The organism is Eubacterium sp. F2 (assembly GCF_046244355.1).
GTDB lineage: Bacteria > Bacillota > Clostridia > Peptostreptococcales > Anaerovoracaceae > Aminicella.
In genome coordinates this window covers 1,680,230-1,693,867 of the sequence record NZ_CP176393.1, presented here as the reverse complement: position 1 = coordinate 1,693,867, position 13,638 = coordinate 1,680,230, and the positions used below count along the sequence as shown (strand labels likewise).

Genomic DNA, 13,638 nt, shown 5'->3' with positions numbered 1-13,638 from the left:
CTGCTTTCCTGCAGGCTGACTCGTACCATTTCAAAAGGAGTATTAGAGAAACATGAATAACCAGTCAATTAGCAAAACCCGCCATGGTGAAATACCGAAAATCCCCGCAAAGATCGTTTTATCGGTCGTTGCTTCCGGCATCATGTCTTTCTGCGGTGTCGTCGTGGAAACGGCCATGAACATTACCTTCCCTGACCTGATGAATGAATTCAGCATCAGCACTTCTACCGTGCAGTGGATCACCTCGGGCTATCTTCTCATGCTCGCGATCATCATGCCGACCTCTTCCTTCCTGAACCGGAAGTTTACCCTCCGCCAGCTGTTTATCACCGCAGCATCCACATTTATTGCAGGAACCCTGCTCTGCGCCTTTACGCCGGGATTCTCTCTGATGCTGGCCGGCCGCCTGCTTCAGGGCGTCGGAACTGGAATTGCGCTTCCTCTGATGTATAACATCGTACTCACCCAGGTTCACCCGGCCCGCCGCGGGACCATGATGGGCGTCGCATCTCTGATTCCTGCTGCAGCACCTGCTGTAGGGCCATCTCTTGGCGGCCTGATCGTAAAATACTTCGGCTGGAGAATGATTTTCATCACACTGACTCCGGTGCTGATTCTTGCGCTGATCCTCGGACTCATCTGCATTCACAACAATCCGAAGGAAGAAAAATCCGCAGGATCCTTCGACTTCTTCGGATGGATTCTCCTGGCTGCAGGTTTTACCTGCCTGGTCATGATGCTTGGAAATCTGGGAAGCAGCTCCTTCCTTTCCGCAGGTGTCCTCGGACTTCTGATCTGCTTCGTCCTTGCGATGGTGCTCTTTATCCTCCGCTCCCGTCAGCAGATGAGAAGAGAATCCGCCGGTGAATCTGTTTCCCCGGTAATCAGCCTTGAGGTCTTTCATTCCAGAAGATTCGACTGCGCGCTTCTGGCCTTTGTTCTGATGCAGTTCAACTGTCTGGGAATCGGTTTCATCCTTCCGAACTTCTCACAGATTGCGCTCGGTAAGGATGCTTTGGCCGCAGGCTGTATTCTGCTCCCGGGATGTGCATTCGCAGCCGTATTCGCACCAATTTCCGGACGCATCTACGACCGCTTCGGCGCACGCCTTCCGCTTCTGACCGGTGCCTTCTGTATGTTTGCTTCTGTCCTTCTGTTCAACCTGCTCTTCCACGGCCATCCAACCGTTCTCATCATGATGTTCACCTACATCGTATTTGCCTTCGGTCAGACCAACAGCGTCGGAAATGGAATGTCCAACGGAATGAGCGCACTCAGGCCAGAGCTTTCCGCCGACGGAAATGCAGTATTCAATACCATGCAGCAGCTCTTCGGCGCACTCGGAACATCGGTTGTATCCATTATTGTTGCCCGTCATCAGGCAGCCCAGGGGCTTTCCCGTGGCATCCAGACCGGTTCCAGAAGCGCCTTCCTGTTTATGCTGATTCTGGCAGTCGTGCTCGTCATCGCCATGTTCGGTGCCCTTCCGAATGCAGCTTCCCGCGTGACAAAAGCAGCCGGCCAGGAAGCTTAAGGCTCTGCCGCGCTGCGAAAAATGCCACCTGCTGACGCTCCCGGCCGGCTTCGGCTTGTTTCATAACGCAAAAACACCTGTCCGGAAACGATGCAGCAGCACAGCCTGGGCCGGAAAGGGAAAGACACTTCATTCTCCCCTTCCCGGCCCGGGCGTTTCTGTATATTGTATCCAGTCTGCCGCAGCCTGCAGATCCCTGCAGCCTGCGGCAGACTGGATTTTTTGTATCTTTTTCCAAAACTCACGTCAATTTTCTATCAATCATTGACACTGCATGATCTTCTCGCTATTATAGTGGTATTGATCGCTGATACCGTTGGAAACAGTACGTTTCAGCGATTCTGACAACACCCGCGCAGACTATATGTGGGCACTGGAAAGCGGCCTCTTGCCAGCTTTTCTTTTGTCCGATTATCAGGCTGCGCAGAATGCAATTATCAGTTATTAGGAAAAGGAGTTTACAGCAGAATGCTGCAGAAGGGACAGACAGTGGAAAGAGAGTATGATTATGCCAAGATTCTTCAGGGAATCCTGGATATCGGCGAGGCCATGCTGATCTGCGGCGCCGAAGTCAGCCGGGCGGAAGACAGTATGTACCGCATGTGCCGCGCGTACGGGTTCGTACGCTACGACGTGTTCGTTATCGTGAGCAATCTTCAGGCGACCATTGAGACCAAAGAAGGCGACATCATCACCCAGATCCGCCATATCAGCCGTTCGGCAACCAATTACGACCGTCTCGACTACCTGAACAACTTGTCCAGATACGTCGTTAAGAAGAAGCCGGACCATGAGACGATTCACAGGAAATTCGAAGAGGTCATGAGCAGAGAACCTCAGCCAAAATGGATGACCTACCTCGCAGGCATCATGGGAGGTGCAGGATTCGGCGTATTCTTCGGCTGCGATTTCATGGACACCATTGTCGCAACCATCGCATCCATTTTGGTCGTGTTCTTAGGATTCGTCCTGGCAAACCGCGAAGAAAATCCGTTTGTATACAACTTCGTCATCATGTTCCTGGTGGAAATTTACATCATCCTGTCCTGCCACTTCGGCATGGGCAACCACTCAGGCCGCATAACCATCGGAGTCGTCATGCTGTTGATATCGGGACTGGGCACCACCAACGGATTCCGCGATCTCCTGCATAAGGACATCTTCTCCGGATTTCTGAATATCCTGAACTCCATGCTCGGCGCAGCCGCCCTGGCCGCCGGAATCGCCCTCGCAATCATTCTGCTGAAAGGAGTGGTGCTGTAATGTACATGAACCCAAATGTCGCCGTACAGCTGATCTCCTGTACCATCGCCTGCACCGGATTCGCCATCTGGTTCGGCGTCAAAGGCAAGCAGATCTTCTACTGCGGACTCGGCGCCTTCTTCACATGGGCCGCATACGTTATCGTTTATAAAATTGACCCAAGCAACTTTGTCGCGACCCTGATCGCGTCCATGGTCGTTGCCTGGTACGCCATCATCATGGCCAGAGTCAATAAAGCGCCGGCGACAATTTTCCTGTCCTCCTGCGCATTCCCGCTGATCCCTGGACCAAACCTTTACTACATGATGTACGGCATCGTAAAGTACAATAAAAAGATGGCCATTAACCAGACCCTCCTGCTGTTCTCCACCTGCATCGGTATCGCGCTGGGATTCATCGTCGTTGACATCCTCTACCGCTACTACCGTTCCGCGGTTTTGAAAGTTCGTGCGGCAAAAAGAAACCGCCGCAAGGTCGAACGTGCGAAGAAACTCAGAAGCGCCTGGACCCAGCAGGACTACCAGGAAGCCTGCGAAGACGAAAAACAGCGCCGCAAAGACGAACGCGAAAGCGAGCTGCTGTAAATTTAATTTCAGATCGGTGCATTCCCGTCAGACCCTTTGAATTCGAAAGGTCTGACGGGAATGTTTTTATTGTCTATCCGTCAGACGACAACATGGTTCCCGGGCACCCACCCGACGCTTCAGCGTCGTGGAAGGGTGGGGTTCTTATTTGCTTCCCTTCCGGGAGCCGGGAAGCGCGGGGGCGCAATTACAGTTCTTCAGTGCGTCCCTGCGCGGTATGATCGGATGCCATCGGGCTGTGCCACGCCGGAAGTTTGACATCTTGTTTTCCGCGTGAGACAATCCCGATGGCTTCCTTCTATGGGTTCGGAGGCGATCTCCTTTTTCTGATATGGAGAGGAGATCGCTTCATTTAATCATTCCCGACCGGCAGCAATATGTTACATTGCCGGCGGGAATGTTACCCTTTTTATAACAATGAACATTTCTGACCAGCTTTTTTACTCTTCGGCGGCTGGTCAGAAATGACCAATTCTTCTTATCTGTACATTTCCGACCAGACTTATGTATTCTCTGTGCTGGTCGGAAATGAACCTGTTTTATGATCGGAGGCGATCTCGTTTTCGGAATGGAAAAGAGATCGCTTCGTATATCTTCAAGCGGCAGAACAGCCAATTGTCCCGCTGCCCTCTTGAAGACTTGCTCATAACATTTTGTCAAGTATACTGTATTCTCAGATGGTATCTCATACCATATACTTCTTACTTCTGCCATTTTCTCACATACTATAATTCCGACCGAGGACACGTTTTGGAACCATCAATATCAGCGAAAACGCAAACAAGAAGAAGGAGTTTCCATTTTTTTGTTTACAAATTGTTTATTAATCATATCTACTAAACCTTTTGTATACCATTTTATTTTCTTGCCTGAATTTTTACAGCTCACACGCCGTCGTTTAGTTTATAAAATCTGAATAAACTGTCTATTATTATATATGTATACATATTATTCCACAAACACACTTCTTATCAGCACGATTATGTGCTAGAATATGGAAATATACAGGTGCTGAAATAGATGAAGTTGCAATATTGACTAATTATTACGACTTTATAACACATAATTCATCGCATTTTACGTCAAATAATGCATTCGCATCTATTTACACCAGTATAATTGCACGCAAGACAAAGAAAGTGCTCTTTTCTGTTACTGGAGGAGCCAATTACACGAATCCCAAAACAAAAAAATCAAAACTCCTATTAACATCGGATATACAGATAGCAAATATAGCATCAAAGTGTATTGCAGGACTGCCTGCCAGAACTCACCGTCAATGACTCCCTGAATCATTGACACGGCTGCTTGATTTTACCGTGCAGCGTGCTCATAGCTATCGGCATTTACAGCAACACCCTATTATAGAAAGGAAGGACAATGTACTTTCAGATACAGCTTGAAAATTTACTCAACGATATGAAACATCAGCTGAAAATGTGGCGGCAGGAGCTGAAGAATCTTCCTCCCGGTCAGATTACCCGCCGGAAGCGGAAAATCACGATCAATTATTACCACTGGATTCCCCGAACCGGCAATGCCAAGCGGGACAAGTTCATAAATATCACGGATGACCAGGATATGATCTGCCGGCTTATTCGAAAAAAGCATCTTCTAAAGGCCATACCCCTCCTGGAAGATAATATCAGTGATCTGGAACACTGTATACATAATTACTCCCGTACAGATGCTGTCCACATCATTCAACATCTCAACACGATTTATTCTGACCTTCCCGCAGAATACTTCACAGAATCCGGGGTACTGATAAGCTGGCAGAAGGACTGATTTTCACGCTGAATCCGGCGGTGCACAGTAATTCCTTCATTTCAAGCCTGTGGGAAATTGACTCCTAATTTCACATTTTGTCCTGACTCTTGCCAGGGATACTTTGCCGCATTCCAAATACAGTATACAGTGCATATCCCCGGCCGATGGATTCTCCATCCCTGGACACTCCCTGTGCGCAGAAGCTATAATGATTTTAATCTCATCAACTGATAATTGACTATGCCGGAAACCGGAAGTGCGCTGTACAGTAATAACTGGAAGCTTCGCAGCATTCCCGAAGCAGTCGGCACATCCATAAAATAAGGAGAATCGAAGAACATGAAAACGACGGAAAACAGCCATTTCACAGGCAATCACATGACCGATCAGCAGAACGAGAACCCGCAGAATCAGGGAGCGGCGGAATTGCAGTCCGGCACAGACGATAGCAGCTCCATAAGATGTTTCCGGCTGCAGGATTCATCGACGGAAATTCCGGACCTTGAGGCGCTCAACCTGGAGGCCTTCCCTTCCAGCGAATACATGTCCATCCCGGAAATGATCCGGGTCTGCCGCGTGATCGGCGGAGAGGCGCTCGCCTGGTACTATCGCGGAGAACTGGCGGGATTTTCTCAGTCTCTGGTCAACCGCCATACCGCCTATCACACCTACCTGGCCATCATGCCATCCATGCGCTCTCATGGTCTCGGACAAAAAATAATCGCAAGGATCATCGCCCGTAATCTGCCGCGGCAGTCGGTTCTCGATTTTGAGTTTCTGGACCCGGCCGCGGAAAATTATGGGATCAGAAAACGCCGCAAGGCGCTCTATCTTAGAAACGGTTTCCACGAAACCGGATTCTATACCGTGCTCTCAGGTGACCATTTTGAAGTCTGCTGCACAGGAGGGCCACTGGACACTTCTTCGCTGAAAGATATCTTCCAGAAGCTCAGCCGGGAGCAGGAGATTTTTGCCGGCATACTGGCGCCGATATCCTCAGCAGATTAATATCACTGGGAATAACTACAGCTTTTCCCGCTTCTGGGCATATGCTTATACTGACGAACAGACAATCAAACCTGAAAGAAGGCCTTTATGAATCATACAAGCAGAAAAGTATCTAGAAAAATCCTCATCGGAATCACCGCCGCGACGCTGCTGTTTTCCACTTTAGCGCTTCCTGTTACTGCGCATGCAGCCACTTCCGCTTCATCCGCGAAAAGCTCATCGGCATCGACATCGGCCAGCTCATCCTTCACATATTCCTACTCGAATATGTATGACAAGTCATCGCAGAAGAAGGTCAGCAGGGCGCTTTCTGCCGCAGGGATTTCCCAGAAGAACATCTCTAATTTCCTGAAGAATGTCAATGACTATAACAAAACGATCAAAGGAACGGGACTGGTTAAATCCGGTTTTAAGACGATGGAAAACACGCTTCCGAAGTACAACGATGTGAAGCAGTCCCAGCTCTGGGAGAAAAAGTACACGACCTTTCCGGGTAACAATTGCAGAATCACTGCTTACAGCCTGCTGAACGGAAAAATTGCGGTACAGAATTACGCAAAGGATAAATACACCACCTTATTCCTTGACAAGGAGGCCTTGTCGGAGACACCGTATCCCTTCCTGTCTACAGCATCGAAGAAGCAGTTTCTGTCCTTCTACGCGCCGGTGACGACAACGCTGACAAAGAAGCAGAGTGTTCATGAGAAGAAGCTGCTGGCGGCATGGAAGAAGCGTGGGGTGAGTTTCAAGACCGGGAAGGCGAAGCTGATTTCTGTGGTCATGCACTCGTATTTTTCCAAGAGCGAGGATTACCTCTTCATCGGCCACACGGGCGTGCTGGTGAAGTCGGGCAGCGGATACCTGTTTATTGAGAAGCTGGCGTTCGAGTCGCCTTATCAGGCGGTAAAGTTCAGCTCGAAGAAGGATCTGAAGGCCTATCTGCTGAAGACCTATGATGTGGATCAGAATCAGCCGACGGCGCATCCCTTCATCATGGATAATAACAAGATGCTGTAAAACACCGGAGGGTAACAGAAGAACACGAAAAAACAGAGCCATGACACGGTTCTCCTACTGCGCCGTGGCTCTGTTTTATTGTCCTTGTTCATCTGCTGCCTGTCAGAAGAACCATGTAATTCAGTACGTACTTCGCTCTGATATAGAGTCTGCAATGACGTCCGTTATGCAGTCCATAGACTGATTTATGGACGAGCTGTCCTGCTCCTAACCTCTCGGGCCGGCCTCTGCGATTTCTTTATCCATGTCTGGATAATTTTCATCAAAGTTTTTCTTAAACATTCCGGCGAGACGGCGGGCGGTCTGGTCGTAAGCCTCTTTATCTGCCCAGGTGTCGCGCGGATTCATGACTTCGGATGGAACATTGCTGCAGGACTGCGGAATGTCGAGATTGAATAAATCGTCGTGTTTGAATTCGGCGTTTTCAATTTCTCCATTGAGTGCAGCGGTGACCATGGCTCTGGTGTAGCGCAGTTTCATTCTGGAGCCTGTGCCGTATGATCCGCCGGTCCATCCGGTGTTGATCAGATAAACTCTGGTCTGGTATTTTTCGATTTTTTCACCGAGCATTTTCGCGTAAACGTTCGGATCAAGCGGCATAAACGGCTGACCAAACAGGGTTGAGAATGTCGGAACCGGCTCGGTGATGCCGCGCTCTGTTCCTGCGACTTTGGAGGTGAAGCCGGTTACGAAATGATACATCGCGGCTTCTTTTGACAGTCTGCTGATTGGAGGAAGGACGCCGAAGCTGTCTGCAGTCAGGAAAATGATCACCGACGGAATTCCTCCGACGCCCGGGATCGCTGCATTCGGGATATATTCAATCGGATAGCCGACACGGGTATTGTCTGTGATGGAGTTATCGCTGTAATCCGGCTGATGGCGGTCATTCAGGATAACGTTTTCCACGACGCTTCCGAAGCGGATGGCGTGATAGATATCCGGCTCTTTCTCTTCTTCCAAGTCAATGCACTTGGCATAGCATCCACCTTCGAAGTTGAAAATTCCACGATCGGACCAGCCGTGCTCATCGTCTCCGATCAGAAGTCTTGATGGATCCGCGGAAAGTGTGGTTTTTCCTGTTCCGGAAAGGCCGAAGAATACTGCGGTATCGCCTGTTTCCGGATCCATATTGGCGGAGCAGTGCATCGGAAGCACGTCTTCAAACGGCATCAGATAATTCATGACGGAGAAGACGCTCTTTTTAATTTCTCCCGCATACTGAGAACCTGCGATCAGAACCATTTTTGCCTCATAATCGATTCCGATAAAGGCCTCTGAATGGGTGCCGTCGATTTCCGGAATACACTTAAATCCTGGTGCCACAATGATCGTAAAGTCTGCGTCGCCGTAATTTTCCAGCTCTTCATCGGTCGGACGGATCAGGAGATTCCGGATAAACAGGTTTTCGCTGGCCAGCTCATTGATGATGCGGAACTTCTTGGTGCAGTGCGGATCGGCTCCTGCCATTCCATCAAAAATGAAGATTTCCCGGTCCTGAAGATAAGCGGCCATTTTGCCTTTGATCTGATTGAAGGCCTCTCTGCTGATCGGAACGTTGACCTTTCCCCAGTTAATCTGATCATGAACCCCTTCTGTATCCACGATGAATTTATCTTTTGGGGAGCGGCCCGTATATTTACCAGTCTGAACCACCAGGGCACCGGTATCACTCAGTATGCCCTCTCCCCTTCTCAGGGCGATCTGTGTCAGCTCTGCCGGAGAGAGATTGTGGTATACTGCTTTCGGATGGATAATTCCCAGTTTCTCTAAACCAAATGTATTCATATTTCTTTTCTCCAAATCAATATTATTTCAAACAACTAATTTAATGCGTATTTTTCTATTAAGGCAGAGAAGGTATTATTAATCCTGACCAGCCGGCACTTTTCGTCTGCCGGCCGGTCAGATAGTTCCTTGCCGGATTACTTTTGTCCCGCGGAAATTACACGGAAAACCTGCTCTGCAGTGTCGGCCATGTTCTTCTGCGCAGTCTCTGTGTCCATAGCCTCTTCCAGACTGCAGATGCGGCGGAGAATCGGGAAGAAGGCGGTGATGCCGTGATCGTTGCAGTATCTGGCGTCATCGGTCACGCTTCCAGAAAATGCCAGTACCGGAATGTCGTATTTTTCCCCGAGGCCGGCAATTCCAGACGGTGCCTTGCCCATGACGGTCTGGCGGTCCAGCTGCCCTTCTCCGGTAATCAGATAATCTGCGTCTTTTACGACTTCCTCCATGCCGGTGAAATCAAGAACCAGGTCGACACCCGGAACCAGCTCTGCATTCAGGAAGGTTCTCAGTGCAAAGCCCAGCCCGCCTGCCGCGCCGCTTCCCGGATAATCCGGATCGGCATCTTTCACGCATGCTGAAGATACTTCTGCATAATGGGAAAGCCACTGGTCAAGCTGCTTTACCATCTCCGGCGTCGCGCCTTTCTGCGGGCCGAACACAGCGCTGGATCCCTGCTCGCCGGTCAGTGGATTTCCCACGTCAGAAACCACACGAATCCGGCATTCAGAAAGCCTTGAATCCGCGTTTTCTGTGCGGATTTCTGAAAGTTTTCCAAGTCCTTCTGCTCCGAGGGGAATCGGACTGCCCTCTTCATCGAGAAGTTCAAAGCCCAGTGCCTGCAGCATTCCTGCGCCGCCGTCATTGGTCGCGCTTCCGCCGATTCCGAGGATGATTTCCCTGCATCCCCGGTCCAGGGCGTCTTTAATCATCTGTCCGACGCCATAGGTCGATGTTTTATATGGATTCAGCTGATCTTTTCTGACCAGGGTAATTCCTGATGCTGCGGACATTTCCATGACGGCAGTACTTCCGTCCAGAACCGCATACTTAGCGCTGACCGGGTCCCCCAGAGGCCCCTGAACTTCTGCAGCGGCGTCTTCTTTTACCCGACCGGCAGCAAGGGCATCTACCGTGCCCTCGCCTCCGTCTGCCATCGGACGCACAATTACATCAGCATCCGGAAGAACGCGCAGGATTCCGGTCTTTGCGGCTTCTCCTGCCTGCGAAGATGTCATGCAGCCTTTAAAAGAATCTATCGCAATCACGATTTTCATTCGAATATCACTCCTTGCTTCTAAAGCGGATACGCTTTATTCTTTTTGTCCATCGCCATGGCGGAAAGACCGGTCTGCTGGGCTCTTCTGTACTTGAAGAATTCTTCAGCAACCTGCGGGAACAGCGCATAGGACAGTGCGTCTTCCGGCTGCTCCGCCCATGGCGCGCTTTCTTCAATGAATTTCTCCATCTGTGGAGAAATATGGTCTGCCGGGCGGTCTGTAATGCGTTCTTCTCCCGCTTTCAGAATCTTTTTCACAACCGATTCCTTCATCGGACGCACGGTCTGACCGAACTCGCCTCTGACCAGCTTCTTTGTTTCGTTTGGCACCATCTTATAGCGTTCTCCGGTCAGGACATTCAGAACGGCCTGGGTTCCCACGATCTGTGAGGACGGAGTTACCAGCGGCGGCTCGCCCAGATCTTCTCTCACACGCGGAACTTCTTCCAGAACTTCCTCCAGTCTTCCGTCCTGCCCTGCCTGATGCAGCTGGCTGATCAGGTTGGACAGCATTCCGCCCGGAACCTGATATTTCAGCGTATTGACATTGACGCCCAGAACCTTGGTGCTCATCAGTCCGTTTTTCAGGCATTCCTCACGGTATGGTTTGAAATAGTCAGAAACCTGCATGATTTTCTTAAGGTCAAGTCCCGTGTCATTCGGGCCGCCCTGAAGAGCCCTGACCATGACATCCGTTGCCGGCTGGGATGTGCCGAGAGCGAATGGCGCAGAAGCTGTGTCGATGATGTCCGCTCCGGCTTCTACCGCTTTCAGACAGGACATCGCTGCCATTCCAGACGTGTAATGGGTGTGAATATCGACTGGAAGAGAGGTTCCCCTCTTCAGGGCTTTTACCAGCTTCTCCGCGTCCTGCGGAACCAGAAGGCCCGCCATATCCTTGATGCACAGGGAATCCGCGCCCATTTCCTCAATTCTTCCTGCCAGCGTCTCCCAGTACTTTAAGTCATACGCTTCGCCCAGCGTATAAGACAGGGCGATCTGCACGTGTCCGCCCTCCTTTTTCGCGGCATTTACTGCCGTCCTGAGATTTCTGAGATCATTCAGGCAGTCGAAAATCCGGATGATATCGATTCCGTTGGCGATCGACTTCTGTACGAAATATTCTACCACATCATCGGCGTAATGATTGTAGCCGAGGATATTCTGTCCGCGGAAGAGCATCTGCAGCGGAGTGTGCTTAAAGTGCCGCTTCATCATACGCAGACGCTCCCATGGGTCCTCCTTCAAAAAGCGCAGGCAGGCGTCGAAAGTCGCGCCGCCCCAGCACTCGACCGAATAATAACCGATCTCATCCATCAGATCCAGAACCGGCTCCATCTCCTCACTCGGCATCCTGGTTGCAATCAGCGACTGATGCGCGTCACGGAGTACGGTTTCCGTAATTTTTACCTTTCCCATGTCCGCCTCCTATTTAATCTTCACCAGTGTGCTTCCCATCTCCACAGCTTCACCTTCTGCTGCCGTGTAAACGATGGTTCCTGCAACCGGAGACTGAATTTCATTTTCCATTTTCATGGCTTCAAGAACCAGAACGGTTTCTCCCGCCTCTACGGTCTCACCTTCATGTTTCAGCACCCGCAGGACTTTTCCCGGCATCGGGGCAGCCACATTCTCGGCAGATCCGTCATCGGCTGGCGCAGGAGAAGGAGCTGCAGATGGCTGAGGAGCAGAAGCAGGCGCAGACTCTTCCGGTTTTGCTGCAGGAACTTCTCTGCTTTTCTGAACTGCAGGAGCAGCTGCAGCGGACCTTCTCTTTCCTCCGGCAGCCTTTTCCTCAACCGTCACCTCGTATGACACGCCATTAACTGTAATAATATATTCTTTCATTATTCTACCTCAATCTTCTTATCCGCCGGATCGACCGGACGATGATGTCGTCATCCAGAACATTTTCTGCTCCGCAGTCTTCCCGGTAAGCCTGAACCGCAGCAGCGGCAATCACCGCAAGCAGTTCACCATCCAGTTCTACTTTCTGATGCTCCATGCTCTCTTCCTTTCCGCGGACAAAGCCTGATCAGCAAGGGAATAGGCACTGCCGGAAAACTGCATCTCGAATGCTCCGCATACCTGCTGCCTCATCTCCTCCGGCCTTACGACCAGATCGATAAGTCCGCGGTTCTCCGCCGCCTGAAGGCTGTTCTGTTCCGCATCAAATTCTTCTGCATTTCCGCCAAGGATTTCCGCGGCCGCCCTGCTGTCCATGACCTTAACTTCCGCATCTGTCTCTGCAAGGATCAGATCGCTGTCCGCACTGCGGCCTGCAAACAGCATTCCCGGAAGGCCTTTAGCTTTTTTGATAATGGTGACCGTTCCCGATTCGACACATGCTTTTGCGAAAATCAGTTCGCGGCAGGACGAAAGCAGATGTGCTGCGTTCCTTTCATCCCTATTGAAGGACGAGGCCTCACAGATCGTGAGCATAGGAATCCGGAAAGCCCCGCAGAAGCGCAGCCACTCTGCAGCTTCTCTCAGTCCCTTTGCAGAAACTTCTGGGTTTTCATTGGCAATGACTCCGACCGTCTGCCCGTTCATCCGGATCAGTCCGGAAGCAATTCCGCTTTCACTCAGCGCTTTTCTTCTTAAGAAGATCCGGTCATCCGCAAGCTCTATTACTGCATTCTCGCCGTGCAGCTGTGAGAAATTCTCTGCGGCGCGGTTTAAAGAGTCCTCAGCCGGTTCATATTCATATCCTCCGAGATTATCTTTCGGAAGGAAGGAAATCAGGCTGCGGATTTTTTCTGCAAGCTCCTCAGTAGTTCCCTTGAAATCAATATTTCCCGATTTTTCCTGATGATCCGCGGACTGAAGCTCTTCATCCTTATTTCCGATTACGGCATCGGATGGGATCAGATACAGCTGAGCCTGATTTTCAAGCAGCAGGAAATCTGACATCTGCGCACAGACTGCCTGACTGCCGCCGCAGTTTCCAAATACAGCCGTGATCATCGGAATTATTCCTTTTAATTCTGATTTTTTCCTGAGCACCCGTCCAAATGCCATGAGGCTGTCCATAGCACTTGCGACCTGAACACCGGCTGAATCCAGCAGTCCAATGACCGGCGCGTGCATTTTCTCAGCCATATCATAAATCTTTTCTATTTTCTCTGCCTGACGCGGGGTCATGATTCCGCCCTGATCATCCGGATCCTGGGCGTAAATGAAGACCAGTCTGCCCTCTATCAGGCCATATCCTCCTGCCGCGCCGCCAGTGTGTTCACGAAGTTCAATAAAACTTTTCTCATCCAGAACGGCGCGTATTCTCTCTTCTGATTTTCTCATCTGACGCTGTGATGCCGGTTCATCACCGCTCCTTTCCTGTTTTTCCAACAGAAGAACCTTTCTTAATCAGGATTTTCTTCTGCAGATCCGGTTCT

General features: G+C 50.5%; 11 protein-coding genes. 5 read left to right on the top strand and 6 right to left on the bottom strand.

The window, feature by feature from the left end; translation table 11 throughout:
• Positions 1-52 precede the first annotated feature (52 nt).
• From ACI77B_RS07095 to ACI77B_RS07075, 5 genes are all read left to right on the top strand, one after another.
• Complete coding sequence (locus ACI77B_RS07095) at positions 53-1,534, top strand: DHA2 family efflux MFS transporter permease subunit (RefSeq protein ID WP_409336185.1); 1,482 nt, start codon at positions 53-55, stop codon at positions 1,532-1,534.
• A gap of 468 nt (positions 1,535-2,002) precedes the next feature.
• Entirely contained in the window at positions 2,003-2,797 is a 795-nt protein-coding gene (locus tag ACI77B_RS07090; protein ID WP_409336184.1) for a threonine/serine exporter family protein, read from the top strand.
• A complete protein-coding gene (locus tag ACI77B_RS07085) occupies positions 2,797-3,381 on the top strand; it encodes a threonine/serine exporter family protein (protein WP_409336183.1) in 585 nt (194 codons plus the stop codon). The genes ACI77B_RS07090 and ACI77B_RS07085 overlap by 1 nt, the downstream gene beginning before the upstream one ends.
• A gap of 2,109 nt (positions 3,382-5,490) precedes the next feature.
• Entirely contained in the window at positions 5,491-6,159 is a 669-nt protein-coding gene (locus ACI77B_RS07080; protein WP_409336182.1) for a GNAT family N-acetyltransferase, read from the top strand.
• Between the two features lie 87 nt (positions 6,160-6,246).
• Positions 6,247-7,176: a DUF4300 family protein gene (locus ACI77B_RS07075; protein ID WP_409336181.1), complete on the top strand. Its 930-nt coding sequence runs from the start codon at positions 6,247-6,249 to the stop codon at positions 7,174-7,176.
• Positions 7,177-7,383: 207 nt separating this feature from the next.
• Here ACI77B_RS07075 and pckA read toward each other — a convergent pair whose 3' ends face one another.
• The 6 genes from pckA to ACI77B_RS07045 all read right to left on the bottom strand — a co-directional run bounded on the left by pckA (position 7,384) and on the right by ACI77B_RS07045 (position 13,591).
• Complete coding sequence (gene pckA, locus ACI77B_RS07070; protein WP_409336180.1) at positions 7,384-8,964, bottom strand: phosphoenolpyruvate carboxykinase (ATP); 1,581 nt, start codon at positions 8,962-8,964, stop codon at positions 7,384-7,386.
• A 137-nt stretch (positions 8,965-9,101) separates the two neighbouring features.
• Positions 9,102-10,241, bottom strand: coding sequence for a glycerate kinase (locus ACI77B_RS07065; protein WP_409336179.1), 1,140 nt, complete (start codon positions 10,239-10,241; stop codon positions 9,102-9,104).
• A gap of 20 nt (positions 10,242-10,261) precedes the next feature.
• Positions 10,262-11,662, bottom strand: a complete 1,401-nt coding sequence (locus ACI77B_RS07060; RefSeq protein ID WP_409336178.1) for a pyruvate carboxylase subunit B — start codon at positions 11,660-11,662, stop codon at positions 10,262-10,264.
• Positions 11,663-11,671: 9 nt separating this feature from the next.
• The gene (locus tag ACI77B_RS07055) at positions 11,672-12,091 is read right to left on the bottom strand and encodes a biotin/lipoyl-containing protein (protein ID WP_178262790.1); all 420 of its coding nucleotides are present in this window, start codon (positions 12,089-12,091) and stop codon (positions 11,672-11,674) included.
• Positions 12,092-12,095: 4 nt separating this feature from the next.
• Positions 12,096-12,248, bottom strand: coding sequence for a hypothetical protein (locus ACI77B_RS07050; RefSeq protein ID WP_409336177.1), 153 nt, complete (start codon positions 12,246-12,248; stop codon positions 12,096-12,098).
• The gene (locus tag ACI77B_RS07045) at positions 12,230-13,591 is read right to left on the bottom strand and encodes a carboxyl transferase domain-containing protein (protein WP_409336176.1); all 1,362 of its coding nucleotides are present in this window, start codon (positions 13,589-13,591) and stop codon (positions 12,230-12,232) included. The genes ACI77B_RS07050 and ACI77B_RS07045 overlap by 19 nt, the downstream gene beginning before the upstream one ends.
• Positions 13,592-13,638: the final 47 nt, after the last annotated feature.